General features: G+C 35.3%; 16 protein-coding genes. 4 read left to right on the forward strand and 12 right to left on the reverse strand.

Annotation, left to right across the window (positions count from 1 at the left end; genetic code table 11):
• The 11 genes from KI356_RS21750 to hflX all read right to left on the reverse strand — a co-directional run.
• On the reverse strand, window positions 1-1,035 hold a 1,035-nt coding region (locus tag KI356_RS21750; RefSeq protein WP_212936424.1), incomplete at its 3' end, for an EpsG family protein.
• 35 nt (window positions 1,036-1,070) lie between these two features.
• Window positions 1,071-1,964 (reverse strand): glycosyltransferase family 2 protein, encoded by an 894-nt coding sequence (locus tag KI356_RS21755; protein WP_212936425.1) that lies wholly within the window; start codon window positions 1,962-1,964, stop codon window positions 1,071-1,073.
• A gap of 5 nt (window positions 1,965-1,969) precedes the next feature.
• Window positions 1,970-3,079: a glycosyltransferase family 1 protein gene (locus KI356_RS21760; RefSeq protein ID WP_212936426.1), complete on the reverse strand. Its 1,110-nt coding sequence runs from the start codon at window positions 3,077-3,079 to the stop codon at window positions 1,970-1,972.
• Window positions 3,064-4,221, reverse strand: a complete 1,158-nt coding sequence (locus KI356_RS21765; RefSeq protein WP_212936427.1) for a glycosyltransferase family 4 protein — start codon at window positions 4,219-4,221, stop codon at window positions 3,064-3,066. Before KI356_RS21765 ends, KI356_RS21760 begins: the two co-directional genes overlap by 16 nt.
• Before the next feature lie 45 nt (window positions 4,222-4,266).
• A complete protein-coding gene (locus tag KI356_RS21770) occupies window positions 4,267-6,093 on the reverse strand; it encodes a polysaccharide biosynthesis protein (RefSeq protein ID WP_212936428.1) in 1,827 nt (608 codons plus the stop codon).
• A gap of 315 nt (window positions 6,094-6,408) precedes the next feature.
• Window positions 6,409-7,071, reverse strand: a complete 663-nt coding sequence (locus KI356_RS21775; protein ID WP_212936429.1) for a CpsD/CapB family tyrosine-protein kinase — start codon at window positions 7,069-7,071, stop codon at window positions 6,409-6,411.
• Window positions 7,020-7,760 carry a YveK family protein gene (locus KI356_RS21780; RefSeq protein ID WP_212936430.1) on the reverse strand — a complete coding sequence of 247 codons (741 nt, stop codon included), beginning with the start codon at window positions 7,758-7,760 and terminating at the stop codon, window positions 7,020-7,022. Before KI356_RS21780 ends, KI356_RS21775 begins: the two co-directional genes overlap by 52 nt.
• 262 nt (window positions 7,761-8,022) lie before the next feature.
• The gene (glnA, locus tag KI356_RS21785; RefSeq protein WP_002121536.1) at window positions 8,023-9,357 is read right to left on the reverse strand and encodes a type I glutamate--ammonia ligase; all 1,335 of its coding nucleotides are present in this window, start codon (window positions 9,355-9,357) and stop codon (window positions 8,023-8,025) included.
• Window positions 9,358-9,405: 48 nt separating this feature from the next.
• Window positions 9,406-9,795 carry a transcriptional repressor GlnR gene (gene glnR / locus KI356_RS21790; protein WP_000656783.1) on the reverse strand — a complete coding sequence of 130 codons (390 nt, stop codon included), beginning with the start codon at window positions 9,793-9,795 and terminating at the stop codon, window positions 9,406-9,408.
• 175 nt (window positions 9,796-9,970) lie between these two features.
• Complete coding sequence (locus KI356_RS21795; RefSeq protein ID WP_128282493.1) at window positions 9,971-11,242, reverse strand: methionine gamma-lyase family protein; 1,272 nt, start codon at window positions 11,240-11,242, stop codon at window positions 9,971-9,973.
• Window positions 11,235-12,509 carry a GTPase HflX gene (gene hflX / locus KI356_RS21800; RefSeq protein ID WP_212936431.1) on the reverse strand — a complete coding sequence of 425 codons (1,275 nt, stop codon included), beginning with the start codon at window positions 12,507-12,509 and terminating at the stop codon, window positions 11,235-11,237. The genes KI356_RS21795 and hflX overlap by 8 nt, the downstream gene beginning before the upstream one ends.
• A 92-nt stretch (window positions 12,510-12,601) precedes the next feature.
• On the opposite strand from hflX, the gene KI356_RS21805 reads away from it, so the two are divergent.
• The gene (locus tag KI356_RS21805) at window positions 12,602-13,225 is read left to right on the forward strand and encodes a trimeric intracellular cation channel family protein (RefSeq protein ID WP_128282495.1); all 624 of its coding nucleotides are present in this window, start codon (window positions 12,602-12,604) and stop codon (window positions 13,223-13,225) included.
• A gap of 99 nt (window positions 13,226-13,324) precedes the next feature.
• Window positions 13,325-13,462, forward strand: a complete 138-nt coding sequence (locus KI356_RS21810; protein WP_002111258.1) for a hypothetical protein — start codon at window positions 13,325-13,327, stop codon at window positions 13,460-13,462.
• A 32-nt stretch (window positions 13,463-13,494) separates the two neighbouring features.
• Here the strand turns inward: KI356_RS21810 and spoVK are convergent, their stop codons facing one another.
• Entirely contained in the window at window positions 13,495-14,451 is a 957-nt protein-coding gene (gene spoVK, locus KI356_RS21815) for a stage V sporulation protein K (RefSeq protein ID WP_002111259.1), read from the reverse strand.
• A gap of 266 nt (window positions 14,452-14,717) precedes the next feature.
• Between spoVK and KI356_RS21820 the strand changes: the two genes are divergently transcribed.
• Window positions 14,718-15,680, forward strand: coding sequence for a tyrosine-type recombinase/integrase (locus tag KI356_RS21820; RefSeq protein ID WP_212936432.1), 963 nt, complete (start codon window positions 14,718-14,720; stop codon window positions 15,678-15,680).
• A gap of 115 nt (window positions 15,681-15,795) precedes the next feature.
• A partial coding sequence (locus KI356_RS21825) for a collagen-like repeat preface domain-containing protein (protein ID WP_212936433.1) occupies window positions 15,796-16,306 on the forward strand: 511 nt, incomplete at its 3' end.

Genomic DNA, 16,306 nt, shown 5'->3' on the forward strand with positions numbered 1-16,306 from the left:
CCCTAAAGTAATGAGGTGTTCATAAACAAAATAAATAAAATAGCATACTAGGATGCTATAATAAATTAATTTTTGATCCTTTTTTGTAAATAATTTTATAACCCATGCAATTAAAATTAATTGGTATAATCCAAAATAAATAGAGAATCTGGCAAAAATCCAGTTTTGTGTAGAAATAAACATAAATACCGTACCAAGTAAAGCCATATTTACGATATAATCACACTTAGGAAAAATCTCTCTCAATCTATCCCTACCAATGTATGCAAGAATAAGCGGCATCGAATCCACAGCAACCCTCAGTATATTGGCCCCGCCTTCATGAAATTCTTTATATTGGCCATATTGAGTATCTTCTATAGCTTTAAATAAAACCTCTGTAAATTGATTGAACCCTATAACTATAAGTACAGCTAAAAAAAGAAGTAAAAATGTTACCCCTGACCATGCTCTCCTTCTTATTAAAAAATATAAAGGAATAAGTACTAACGCACTTTGATGAAAAGTTGAAGCAATAAGAACTATTAAAATATACATTTTCCAGTTACCATCGAAAATATATTTAGTCGCAGCGAAGATAATCGCAGCAGCTAAATACTGCCTTATTCCATTCATAGAAACTAAATACATCCCAGACGTTATATACACATAGAGACTTATTTCAATTAACCTTGAATATTTATATAGAGTAAGTACAATTAATATATTTGTTATCAACGCTGTAATAAAAACCATAGCTTGCGGATCGTCTGTGTAACCCTTTAAAATCATTTGAAAAATATAAAACCCCTTGTCTTTATTGTTCTGAATATGTTCCCAATTAAATTCAGTCACATTATATGCATGCATATAAAAATAAGTATCACCAATATTAGTTCTAAGCCCTGACACTAATACAAGAGATAGAGCCGCCATCAAAATTAAAAACTGATTTGGCTTTATCGATGTAAGACTATTAGTCACCGGTATAGCAAAATACCTTGCAAAAAATGCGAGTATGAATACTATAGCAAGATTCATCCAAAGTATAGTCATTATTATTCCCTCTCATTTACTTACTAAACAAATCTCTATATGTTTACTTTCATTTTTGTTTTCATTGCAATGTAACTATAAAGGATAGCTCCAAATGGTAGTGCGCACAGTGTTAGTCCTTTACATGGCGATTCTTGTATAAACCTCCTATTTCTTGCTATGAAACTACTAGATACATAATGTATAGCTTGCCTATACTTAAATAGTCGATTAGTAAATGGCAATTTCATAAGCTCCTTGCGATAAAAAGCAAACCCTCTTGGATTTTTACGGTATTGATTTAGCATATTCATTGATGATCCATCAGCCATATATTCCACATAACAAAGTGCTTCGTTCATTAATAACATTTCATATTGTTGATCTAACATATAGTATTTATATGCTAATCCAACATATTTTTCATTTTTAAAAATGGGGTATGGATATTCCCTAGTCAATTGTGTGCGATAGACCAGTTTTTTATCACCTGTGACACCATGTTTGTTATAAAGATCAAAAAGCGTGGAGTATTTAAGATTCTCTGGTAACTTTGAGCCAATTATTTGCCCATTTGTATACAAGTCCAGTCCAATTATTCCACTAACTTCATCATTCCCATAGCTACTCCAAAAAGAAAGGATTTTTTCTACAGCATCATCTGGCATATAATCATCTGAATCAATACAAATATTTAACTCTGTATCAATCATTTCATAGGCTGTATTATGTGCACCATGCATCCCTTGATTTTGTTGCCAATGATACATAATTTTGATTTGTTTTTCAGCTATCCAGCTATCCACCAATTCTTTTGTGTTATCACTAGATCCATCATCTATTATTAACCATATAAAATCCTTACATGTTTGACGTTTTAAACTCTCATAACAATTTTGAAGACAATACGCTCTATTATAAGTAGGGGTGAAAATCGTTAACTTCTCCAAATTACTCACCTCGAAAGTACGGAATAATAGTCTTGAGTTAATTCTGCAGTATGTTTTATATCGTAGCCTTTTTCTAAAAATACTTGGGCTGGTATTTTCCTCGGAAAATTACTAATTTCTATATTTTTCATTTTTTCTATCCAAGCCATTTTATCTGTTAAAGGAACATGCTCAACTAGATTCATCCCCAAGTCCACTTCTTTCGTAATTGCCTCCGATATAATACAAGGTAAACCAACCCCTTGCGCCTCTATGAGAGTAAGTGGCAATCCCTCATGTATAGATGGGAAAACAAATACATCAAATGCTTGAAGTATCCTTTCTATATCGGCTCGTACCCCAAGAAATCTTATATGCTTCTCCAAATTCAATTCCCTTACTTGATTTTCAATTTCCACACGAAGTGGACCTTCTCCAGCTAATAAAAGCATTGAATTCGGCCTAAGTCGAGTTAACTGCGCGAATACTTCTATAAGGTAGGTATGATTTTTTTGATGAGCGAACCTTCCAACATGACCAATAACAATAGCATCTTGCTCAAGTTGGAATTCTTCTCTTACTTGTTTTCTCATTTCTGGACAGAACAAAAATCTATCACAATCAATTCCATTTTTTAAGATTCTAGCTACATCAGCTTTACTCGCAAATAGCCACCTCGCAGCAGCATTTGAACATGCTAGCAAATGTGTTGCACATGTGGCTATAGATTTTCCTGCATACCATTTATAAATTTTTGCAGCTGTACTACCTTCACTACTAGTATTATGACTATGCGCAATCCTAACTGGCACCCTTGCTTTTTTAGCTGAACGAAGTACAAATCCGCTCATTTTATCCATGTGCGAATGTACAATTCTATATTCTTGATGAGAGGTAAAGAAAGTATCCAGTGCTTTTATATAGCCTCTATGACCAACATCCGTAACATATGGAATTCTATGAATTTCCCCGCCTAACTTTACTATTTCTTCATCAAACACTCCTTCTTTACATGTTAAAAAATCAAATTGAACTTTGGAACGATTTATATTGCGATATAAATTCATAATTAGCGTTTCGGCGCCGCCTCTATTCATATTTACTACTACGTGTAATACTCTTAATGGAGTACCCACCTTAACTCCTCCATTTCACCCATGAATGTTGTATAAATTTCTTGTTTCTCTTTTAACACTTCATTTACTGAGTATTGATTTTTAATAATAGTACATCCATACTGCCCCATCTGATCTAATACTTTAGGATTTATAGAAATACGCTTTATCCTGTCAGCCATTGCGTTTATATCATCACGATCTACAATCCAACCATTCTTATTATTAATAATCAATTCCCTATGTCCCCGGTTATCAGTAGCTACAACCGGAAGTCCACAAGCCATAGCTTCCATTATATTAACTGGCAAGCCTTCCCGATAACTGGATGCAACTGCAATGTCACACATTTGTAGTAAAGAATCAATATCACTTCTATAACCAAGAAAATGAACCATGTTACTCACCCCTAGTTGAGTAGCTAGTTTTTTGCACTCTTCCATTAACGGCCCTTCTCCAGCAAGCAAAAGCTTTGCATGTGGAATTTCATTTTTCAATTGTGCTAATACATGGATTAAAAAACTTTGATTTTTATTTTTATTAAATTCAGCAGCATAAAACATTAAAAAATCTTTAGACTTATAACCATTTTTAAGTCTTAATTGTTCCTTTTCACTTTCAGTAACAGGAATATATCGTTCTATATCCACTCCTACACCATGAACGAATTTAATATTTTTCACCTGAAATCGATGTCTTACTGCTAAATTGTAATCTTCCTGATTAATTGTTATGAGACAATCTGTAGTAGTAGCTAAACTTCTTTCGATTGGATAGTATAAAAGCCAATTTATAAACGGCGATCCTTTACAAAAGTGAAATCCATGCGCCGTATATATTACTTTCGTCCCTTCCCTCCGTGCTTTCCGAGCAGCTAGACGAGCAATGACTCCTCCCATAGGTGTATGACAATGAATGATTTTATATTTATTTTGATGAATAATTGATTTTAGTTTTTTATATGCATGAAGGTTTTGTATGCTAAGAGGTGATCTTTGAATAGGAATATTATATTTTTGAGTTACGTACGGAAGATGTATATTCCCATTCGCTGCAACATGTACTTCCCATCCTTGATCTGCAAACCATTTTAAATATGGTAAATGAAAAGCCTTAAAATGATAATCCACAGTTGCACAAAACAGAACTTTTTTAGACATCATTCCCACGCACCCGTCTTATTTTATTCTTATTAAGCTCACGCACTATTATCCTGATACTGGAATTAACAATTTTAAAGGTTTGCGATGATTAACTAAATCTAATAATTCATCTCGCAATTCCGCTTCATTCAAATTTATATATATAGAAACGAATTCTTCTATCTCTTCTATATGAACATTCATTTCTTGTCCTACGTAAATTCTCGGATGAATTTGCTTCTCATTCATTTCATCTTCTTTTAGTAATTCTTCAAAAAGTTTCTCCCCTGGACGTATACCAGTAAATTCTATTCCTATTTCATCTACAGAATTTCCTGATAATCGAATTAGATTTTTGGCAAGATCGACAATTTTTACTGGTTCTCCCATGTCCAATACAAAAATCTCTCCCCCTTTAGCTAAAGCACCAGCTTGCACTACGAGTCTTGATGCTTCCGGAATTGTCATAAAATACCGGACCATATCAGGATGAGTAACTGTAACTGGTCCACCATTTTGAATTTGATTCTTAAATAAAGGTATAACACTCCCTCTACTTCCTAAGACATTCCCAAAGCGTACAGTAACAAATTTTGTATGACTTAATTTATCCTTATTTTGAATAACCATCTCCGCCAATTTTTTCGTTGCTCCCATAACACTTGTCGGATTCACTGCTTTATCCGAAGAAATCATGACAAATGTTCCCACTCCATGTGCTCTCGCTGCCTCTGCTATATTCATAGTCCCAATCAAATTATTTTTAACAGCCTCTTCAGGGTTATTCTCCATTAGTGGTACATGTTTATGTGCAGCTGCATGATATACGACATTTGGAAGATGTTTACTCATAATTAAATTCATCTTCTTTTCATCTTGTATATCTGCGATTTCAGGAATAAACGTGCCTTTCATATCTCCATATTTTTCGTTTAATTCCATTTCTATAGAATATATACTGTTTTCCCCATGCCCTAGTAAAATCAACTTTTTCGGCCTGAATTTTGCAACCTGTCTACAAATTTCCGAACCAATTGAGCCACCTGCACCAGTAACTAAAATAACTTTATCCGTTATATAATCTGAAATAATATCCACATCAAGCTCAACTGGATCACGCCCTAATAAATCTTCTACTTGAACATCCCTGAATTCATTCACCGAAACTTTACCTGTTACTAAATCTTCTAACATCGGAAGAATTTGAGTTTTCACTTGTGTTTTTAAGCATTCTTTTAAAATAGCATTTCGATCACTTTTGTTTAGCGAAGGAATTGCCAAAATAATAATTTCAATATTCAGTTTTCTGACAACGTACTCGATTTGATTCATACCACCAATTACTGGAATCCCCCAAATATCAAGGTTATGTTTTTTCACATTATCATCAATAAATGCAACTGGCATTAATTCGGCAGCACTATTCTTTAACAACTGTCTTGCAACCATTGTCCCAGCTGAACCAGCACCAACAATTAAAGTTCTTTTTTTGTCACCATTTTTCACATAATAAGTATCTCTATACATTCTCCAAATAAAACGCGAACCACCAATTAATAAAATATGAATCATCCAAGTTACAACTAACAATCGAAAATACATTTTTTGCATTATTATTTGTTGCACAACCGCTGTAGTGATGATAGAAAATGTAACAACTTTGCATATAATGAGTAATTCACCTATACTTGCGTATTCCCAAGCTTTTTTGTATAACTTATAAACAAAAGCAAACAAATGATGACTTAATAATAAAGTGATAGAGCTAATAACTGATGATAAAGTAATAACACTGAAGCTAGCATTTACAAAGAAATAACTAAAAAAAATAGCACCTAATACAATCAGTGAATCCATTAAAAGCAATAACGATATCCTCCGTCGATATGTCATATTACTTCCTCCTTTAATCAATTCCTTACATAACTCTTCCTAATTTATTTCAAAATTAAAATTTCTAACTATACTCTCTTTACGAAAAGCACATAGCTACAAACTTTAATAAAAATGGGCATCTAACCCTCCCTCACATTACACTCTTGATGACTCGCATCTAAGGTTGTTTTCACAACCCACAGCATAATCGAGTGCCTCCGTTGATAGCGGTAAGGAGACATCACCACATCGTAGCCCTTTAAAAAATTCTTTATAAAGAACACCTTAATATACGAATATTAAATTTGTTTTTCTAAAGTACATTTATGTTATTCATACTTTTCCATTCAAAATCGCACCTAATATCCTACTTTTCGTAAAACTTAACGCCCTTTTCGTTTCAAGCGCATCTTCATTCACAGTATGATTATAACGTATCACCAATAATATACCTTCACACTTATCAGCCAATACACTCGTATCCGTCACTTCTAATACAGGTGAAGAATCAAATAATATGGTATCATACCGTCCCATTGCCTTTTGAATTAACATGTCCATCGCATCGGAACTAAGTATTTCAGATGGATTGAATGGTACTGGACCGCTAGTTAATACATCAAGACTTTCCATCTCCGTTTTTTTCACAACACCTTCTAGATTTGTTGTTCCGTTCAATATGTCAGTTAATCCAATTGTATTTTCTACTCCAAATATTTCATGAATCGTTGGTGTTCGTAAATTCGCATCTATTACCAATACTTTTTCACCTTTTTGTGCTATTGAGACTGCTAAATTTACTGTAATCGTTGATTTTCCTTCACCGTACCTCGGAGAAGTAATAACTATCGTTCTGCTTTTATGAATAGACGAAGATAATTGAATGTTTGTTCGAAGCGAACGATACTGCTCCGAAATTTTTGATCTTGGAGCGGTATGTACAATTATACTTTCTCCTTTAACTTTATTTGTTTTCCGTCTATTTTTGTATGCCACTCCGTTCCCTCCCCCAATAACACTGTATTTTTTTCACTAAATTTATCTTTCGTATTCTTCTTATTCATTTTAGAAATTCCACCCAAAACAGGGATATCTAACAATTGTTCAATTCGTCGTTCTGATTTGATTCTCTCATCAAGTGAATCCAATAAAAAAATAAAACCGATACTGAGCACCATACCTAAAGTGAACGCAATTAGTATCGTCTTAAAGTGATTTATATTTATAGGCATCGAATATTTTTGAACTGGATCCTCTGGTAATATACTCACATTATTAAAATTCAGTATATTCGCTACTTCTTGCTTATAAACAGCCGCTGTAGTATTTGCAATTTTATGCGCAAGCACAGGATCCATATCCACTACATTTATCTTCATAATCTGGGAGCCTTGTACACTTTCTGCACTTATTTGCCCACTTAATGCACCTGCAGATCTGTTAATTTTCAATTCAGTAGCTACTTTTTCTAATATTACAGGCTCATTTACCATCGCTTTCAATGTATTCATCGTTTCAGCGTTAGCTTGAACAATAACCCTTGCTGAGGAGGCATACAAAGGCGTTTTCATATACATACTATACATGGCCCCTCCTACCGTTGTGAGAGTCGTAAACAATAGTAGTATCCACAACCTTCTCCATATTACATTAAATAGATTTTTTAAATTTATTTCCTTATTCATTACTTCTCCTCCTCATTTAATACCAATGAGCTTGAAATTAGCATTAAAAACTCAAGTGAAATAATATTTTTATTATTTTAAATATACAAACATCCCTAGTTAATGCCATTTTAGTTCTTTATACAGAACGAGTCAACACAAATTATTTTCACCAAATTACTTCCTGATGACACTAAAAAAATTACGACAATATTCGTGTTTTTTCACTGTAGATAAATGACGAAAAAGCCCTAATACCGTAGTATTAGGGCTTTTTTCTCTCTTAGTATAGAGACATATATTGATCGCGTTCCCATTGGTGAACTTGAGTTCTAAAGATATCCCACTCAATCTCTTTCGCTTCGATGAAGTGCTCAAGTAAATGATCACCTAATGCGCCACATACGATTTCATTAGATTGTAAAGTAACTAATGCTTGCGCTAATGTTGCTGGTAAATCAACGATACCTGCTTCTTCACGCTCTTCTTTTGTCATTACGTAGATGTTACGGTCTACTGCAGCTGGTGGAGTTAATTTGTTTTTAATTCCGTCAAGACCTGCTGCTAATAATGTAGCCATTACTAAATACGGGTTTGCAGCTGGGTCAACACTACGTACTTCTACGCGTGTACTAATACCACGAGATGCAGGGATACGTACTAACGGGCTACGGTTTTGTGCAGACCATGCTACGTAACAAGGAGCTTCATATCCAGGTACTAAACGTTTGTAAGAGTTTACAGTTGGGTTTGCTACCGCTGTAAATGCTGGTGCATGTTTTAAAATACCTGCGATGAAGTGACGAGCATCATCACTTAATTGTAAATCACCGTTTTGATCAAAGAATACGTTCTCACCATTTTTAAATAATGATAAGTTACAGTGCATACCTGAACCGTTTACACCGTATAATGGTTTCGGCATAAATGTTGCATGTAAACCATGTTTACGAGCAATTGTTTTTACAACAAGTTTGAATGTTTGAATGTCATCACATGAGCGAATTGCATTTGCATATTTAAAGTCAATTTCGTGTTGCCCTGGAGCAACCTCATGGTGAGATGCTTCAATTTCAAAGCCCATTTCTTCAAGTTCAAGAACGATATCACGACGACAGTTTTCCCCTAAATCCATCGGTGCAAGGTCGAAGTATCCACCGTTATCGTTTAATTCTAATGTTGGATTTCCTTTTTCATCAACTTTAAATAGGAAAAATTCTGGCTCTGGTCCAAGATTGAAATCTGAGAATCCTAATGCTTCCATTTCTTTTAACACACGCTTTAAGTTGTTACGTGGATCGCCATCAAATGGAGTACCATCGGCATTGTAAATATCACAGATTAAACGAGCTACTTTACCTTTTTCAGCTGTCCAAGGGAAAATTACCCAAGTATCTAAATCCGGATATAAATACATATCAGATTCTTCAATACGTACAAAACCTTCAATAGAAGATCCATCAAACATCATTTTGTTATCAAGAGCCTTTGTTAATTGGCTCACTGGAATTTCTACGTTTTTAATTACTCCTAAAAGGTCTGTGAATTGTAAGCGGATATACTTTACATTCTCTTCTTTCGCCAAACGGAAAATATCTTCTCTTGTGTACCTAGCCATTATAAATTCCTCCTTAGTCCCTCTAAACACCTTCAGAATCAGTTATCTTTAGTGAAAAAACCTTGAAATGTCACCTTGTCGCAATGAAGTTCGATTAAATCTACCTGTATGTTGTAGTTCATCTCGAAGTATTTTGCGAAGCTCAGTTTTTGAGATTTCTTTCGTTTCTTCTTTTACTTTCACTGCTTCTGTTTGATTTTCTTTCATTAGTAACACTTGTTTAATACCAGCCATATTTAAGCCTTGATCTAATAAATCTTTAATCTCTAACAACTTATCTACATCGTTAAATGAAAATAATCTACGATTCCCCTTTGTACGGGTTGGTGAAACAAGATTATGCTCTTCATAGTAGCGAATTTGACGTGCAGATAATTGTGTTAAATCCATTACTATACCAATAGGAAACAGCGGGGCAGAACGTCTATCTTCTTTCATCGTTTCAGTTCCTCCTTCGCCTTAACTGTTTCTCATTTTATACCATGTTATGTTTAGTGTCAATAGATGTTAGCTTTTCTTACATGATTTTTTTATAAATTTTTTCATTCTTTTTTCTAACGGCCAAATCCTTACTTTCACACGAAAAAAAGCTGCCGAAATCGACAGCTTCCCTTTAAGAAATGGTTAACAGATTCTTTTCAATTAACGCATCAATCGCAGAACAAATCGCAATTTTTACATGCGAATAAGTTAATCCACCTTGTACATAAGCAACATAAGGTGGACGAATTGGGCCATCAGCTGACAATTCGATACTTGCACCTTGAATAAACGTCCCTGCAGCCATAATTACATCATCTTCATAACCTGGCATATAGTTTGCATACGGCGTGAAATGAGAATTAATTGGAGATGCATATTGAATCGCTTGACAGAACGCAATCATACGATCTTTATCATCAAATTGAACAGACTGAATTAAATCTGTTCTTGACGCATCCCACGCTGGTGATGTATTCATTCCTAACTTTTCTAAAAATGCCGCTGTAAAAATCGCACCTTTCAGCGCTTGCCCCGCAACATGCGGCGCTAAGAAGAAACCTTGATACATTTCTTGCAGACTGTATAAAGATGCCCCTGCTTCCGCACCAATCCCCGGAGATGTTAGACGATATGCACACGCTTCAACATACTGTTCTTTACCGACAATGTAACCACCCGTTTTAACAATTCCCCCGCCAGGATTCTTAATAAGAGAACCTGCCATTAAGTCCGCACCAACATGACATGGCTCTTTTTCTTCAATAAATTCGCCATAGCAGTTATCTACAAATACAACAACATCAGGTTTAATTTCTTTAACAAACGCGATCATCTCTTTAATTTGTGAAACTGTAAACGACGGACGAGTAGCATATCCTTTTGAACGTTGAATACCAATCATCTTCGTGTTACTACGGATCGCAGCTGCAACAGCTTCAAAGTCCACAATTCCCCCTTCAGTTAACGGAACTGCGTTATAACCAATATTATATTCTTTAAATGAGCCTACACCTTTTCCGCGCACACCAACGATTTCCTCTAACGTATCATACGGTTTCCCCGTTATGTATAGTAACTCATCTCCCGGACGTAAAATACCGAATAAAGCTGTTGAAATTGCGTGAGTACCTGAAATAATTTGCGGACGAACAAGACCCGCTTCTGCCCCAAATACATCAGCATACACTTTCTCTAACGTGTCACGACCAATATCATCATAGCCATAACCTGTCGTCGGAATAAAATGCGAATCGCTAATTTTATGTTTACGAAAGCTTTCTAGCACACGAAATTGATTACTCTCAATCACTTCATCCACACGTTTATGCACTTCTGTAATTTGACTTTCCACTTCTTTTACGATTGGAGCCATTTTTTCTCCATTTTTCAAACGATCAAACATTATTATTTTCTCCTTCTTCCACTAAAAATCTCTTTAATTGTCCATTAAGCGATGAATGAGCAAATATATACCCTGTACACTCATATACAAATTCATCTTCTAGAAACTCCATTTTCGTTAATAGCGTTTCCGTCTTCAAAAGCGTTAACAATCTACCTTCACTAGGAGGAATCATCACTTTATAAACTTCCATTTCTTCCTTCATCTTCGTTTCTATCGCTTCTTTTACACGTAATAAATCACTTTCTTCAAACGCACTAGTCATTAAGAAATCACTTTTCGGAAACGGAATGAAATTTTGATGCAATCTATCTTTTTTATTATATAACGTAATAATAGGAATATGATTTATTTCAAGGTCTGACAATAATTGTTTTACCGTCTGCTCATGCCCTACATAATTAGGATCTGCCGAATCAACAACATGTAAAATAACATCCGCTTCACCAGCTTCTTCTAACGTAGATCGAAAAGCAGCGATTAGTGACGTAGGTAAATCTTGTATAAAACCAACCGTATCAGTCAAAAGCACTGTATAACCAGAAGGTAACGGCATCTTTCTTGTCGTCGGATCTAGCGTTGCAAACAATAAGTTTTCTTCAAACGTATCAGCTTCCGTTAATCTATTAAACAAAGTAGATTTCCCCGCATTTGTATACCCAATTAACGAAACTTGAAACACTTTATTATCTTTTCTTCTCTCACGATATCTTTTTCGATGTTCTACAACAACCGCAAGTTGCTTCTTTATTTCATCAATACGTGATCGAATATGACGACGGTCCGTTTCAAGCTTCGTCTCTCCCGGTCCTCTTGTACCAATTCCACCACCAAGACGCGATAAAGACAAACCTTGCCCCATAAGGCGCGGCATTGTATATTGCAACTGAGCTAACTCTACTTGAAGCTTACCCTCTCTCGATTTCGCACGTTGCGCAAAGATATCTAGTATTAACTGCGTTCGGTCAATCACTCTCGCATCTAATACTGAAGATAAATTCCGAATTTGGCTTGGTGTTAACTCGTTGTTAAAAATAATAACAGCTGGTTCTAATTCTTCAACTAACAGCGTAAGCTCTTCCAGTTTACCTTTTCCTATATAAGTCGCAGGATGAAACTTCGGGCGCTTTTGCGTCGTTGATACTAACACTTCCGCTCGCGCAGTCTTTGCTAGCGATACAAGCTCTTTCATGGAATGCATAAATTTTTCATCATCATCTTGCGACAATTGACAGCCAACTAATATGACTTTTTCTTTTTCTTCCATCAAATATGTTCACTCATCCTTTTCGAAATTTAAACCTTCTAATATAATAGCAGAGGAAGCATATTTCATCTAGTTAGCGGGGGAGAAAATTCATGGCATGGGAGATTTTTAGCATCATAGGCACAATCGCCTTCGCACTAAGCGGAGCCATTGTTGCAATGGAAGAAGATTATGATATTTTCGGGGTATATATTTTAGGAATGGCAACCGCATTTGGGGGAGGTGCCCTTCGTAATTTATTAATCGGCTATCCAATCGTCGCATTTTGGCAACAAGACATGTTATTCCAAATCGCACTATTATCAATGACGATTATTTTTCTTTTTCCAAATAAATTAATTAGACATTGGAAAAAGTGGGAAAACATCACGGACGCCATCGGTTTATCAGCATTCGCTGTACAAGGAGCACTATATGCTCAAAAACTAGATTTACCAATTAGCGCTACAATCGTAGCTGCTGTTTTAACAGGCATCGGCGGCGGTATTATTCGCGACCTTCTAGCTCGCAGAAAACCCCTTGTCCTCCGAGCTGACGTATATGCGTTTTGGACGATTTTAGCAGGTTTCTTAATTGGCGCTAAAATTATCGTTAGCGATTGGGCTCTATACACCTTATTCATTTTAATTGTTTGCTTCCGCATGATTTCTATTCATTACAAATGGCATTTACCGCATAGACGTATCGATACAAAGGAACGTTCATTGCATAAATAGCACTCTAACCTCTTTACATATCGTAAAGAGGTTTTTCTTTTCTAACGAGTTTTTCTTCACATAATGTTTATACTAATTTTTAAAGCGAGGTGAATACAAATGACAAACCATGTTAATAAAGGTGCTCAAAAAAGCTCAGTAGACCAAATTACACACGATCCTAATTCAGCACACGAAAAAAGCGCTAAAATGGAACGCTTCCATAAATCTTACCAAGAAAAAGCGAAAAAAGAATAACGTACTTATACATCAAAAAACAGACGCACAGTTTACGTACTGTGCGTCTCCTCTTCAAGCATCAAATCCATACTTGATATCCCAATTAAATCATATTTATCATACGTATCCTCTTGTAACAATCGCATAGCTTGTGTGCGAATTGACTTTTCAACAATATTCCGTACGTATCGCCCATTACTAAACGATGTAATTTGTGACGAATACTTTACCGCGTGTAAATGATCTCTAAATTTCCACTCTGCTTCTTTCGACAACTGATATTCACGCTCTTCATACATTCTCTTTCCAATTTCCAACAACTGATTTACCGAGTAATCCGCAAATTCAATAATAAACGGAAAACGAGATTGTAATCCTGGATTTAATGAAAGAAAATGATTCATCTCTCTTGAATACCCAGCCAAAATTAATACAAAACCGTGTTGCTTATCTTCCATATGCTTCACAAGTGTATCAATAGCTTCCTTTCCAAAATCCTTCTCTCCACCCCGCGCTAAAGAATATGCCTCATCAATAAACAAAATACCTCCCATGGCCTTTTTTATTAAATCTCTTGTTTTTTGCGCTGTATGACCGATATACTCACCTACAAGATCAGCACGTTCAGCTTCAACTAAATGCCCCTTCGATAAAATATTCATCTCAAACAACAATTTCCCTATCATTCTAGCAACGGTTGTCTTCCCAGTACCAGGATTCCCCCTAAATAACATGTGAAGCACTTGCTTCTCAGACTTCAACCCCACCTCTTGCCTTTTTTTATTTACATAAATCCAAGCATAAATTTCTTTTATTATCTTTTTTATATCATCCATCCCAACAAGTTTCCCCATCTCTTCTTCAATTCTCTGCAACATCTCATGTTTAGTAGTGGTTTCACTTGAAATTACCGTTTTATTTTCTGATGCCGGTAACGAAATTTTCTTTCGATGGTTTAATACAATATTAATTTGATTGTTATTTTTCTTACGCATCGATTGTTCCATACAATCACCTCATTTTATCCCGCTATTTACGGGCAGTAAGACTCCCACCTCAAAATTCAGCAAATACGAGGAAATTAGGCGGGAGATAACTGCCCGTAAATGCCCGATTGGTTCAACCAATAATCAGCGGGGGATGAACAAAATCCCCACTGATTAAAGTTTCACTTTATCCACTCACCAAATATTATTATTCCAGTCCCTCTTGCAAATGCCTATTTTCAGAAAAGTTTGCTATAATATAAAGAAATAATTAAGGTGGTGGGACTATGGAAACAACGGAATTCCATGATACAATACAAGCCTTTTCTATTTTTTTATTGAATAAAGGCCGAAAGTCTTCAACCATTAAACGTTATGTTTATGACATTGAAGATTTTGGACATTGGTTAGAAAAAAACAAAAAGCTCCCTTCCAGTAATATATGGGCAACACTTTGTACAAAAGACTATGAAGATTACTTTTCAGACTTAAAAAAGAATCGACACTACTCTGAGAAAACAATGCATCGTGTATTTATTGTATTAAATAGAATGCATCATTTTCTTAACATTCCAAATCCATTGAAGAATATGGAAATTACTATTCAGCCAAACCGCGCATTGCGTAATGAAGATTTCATTTCATCCGATGAAGAAAAAAGATTAAAGCATATAGTCACTTCATTAGAAGGACTTTCAGAAAAACAACGTCCTGTTCGTCCATTACTAATAGATCGTAATGTCGCCATTTTAAGTCTATTAATCGACTACGGACTATCCTTACAGGAACTTACAGCATTAACTATGCATCACGTTCATTTTGAAACTAATACACTTTCTATTCCAGCAACCGCAGGAGTAGAAAGAACAATCACATTAGCAACCGAAGACAAAAAACAACTGTACACATATTATAAAAGTATTCCAGAACCAGTTCGTCCTAAATACCATAGTAATGATCCATTGTTTGTTGCATTCGATTTTAACCGCGGAACTTACAGATGGGTATATGAAAATGACGCACCAAAAGCACTAACAGAAATCGCCATTCAAAAAATGATCCGACTTGAAGTAGCAAGAGCGAATTTACGTAAAGGCATTTCTGGACAACATTTCCGGAACACGTTTATTTTACGCCTAATAAAAAAACAAACCCCAGAGCCAGAGATCATAAAATTAATTGGCTTCAAATCAAAAATTTCACTAAAACGATATTATCAATATGCTGAAAATAAAAAAAACGCCCTATAATAAGGCGTTTTTTTATTTTTTCTCGAAACAATCAATTTTACTATGACCATTTAACTATTCCCTGCATCTACTATGATGAGTTTTGTTCACATTTTTATTAGAAAGGAGAGATTTAATGTCTCGCTTTAACGACAATCAGAATAAATACTCCAATCCATGCTTTCCAACTAGTGCTGGACGAATTCCAACTACCCCAACGATTCCAATTACTAAAGCGCAAATTAGAACATTCCGCGCAATCATTAACGATTTAATAAAAATAATCCCTAAACTTTTCGCCAATCCATCCCCCAAAAACATAGAGGATCTAATAGATACATTGCAGCTACTAAGCAAATTCATCTGTTCACTAGACACTACTTCCGCTCTGAAAGCACAAGGATTAGCCATTATCAAAAACTTAATAACTATATTAAAAAATCCGACCTTCGTAGCAAGTGCTGTATTTATTGAACTTCAAGTCCTAATTAATTACTTACTATACATTACAAAACTATTCCGAATTGACCCTTGCACACTCCAAGAACTTCTTAAACTAATAGCCGCACTACAAAGCACCCTAGTTAATTCAGCTTCGTTCGGCAGAGGGCCTACCGGACCTACCGGTGCTCAGGGACCTCAAGGCA

This window comes from Bacillus hominis, from assembly GCF_018332515.1.
Taxonomy (GTDB): domain Bacteria; phylum Bacillota; class Bacilli; order Bacillales; family Bacillaceae_G; genus Bacillus_A; species Bacillus_A hominis.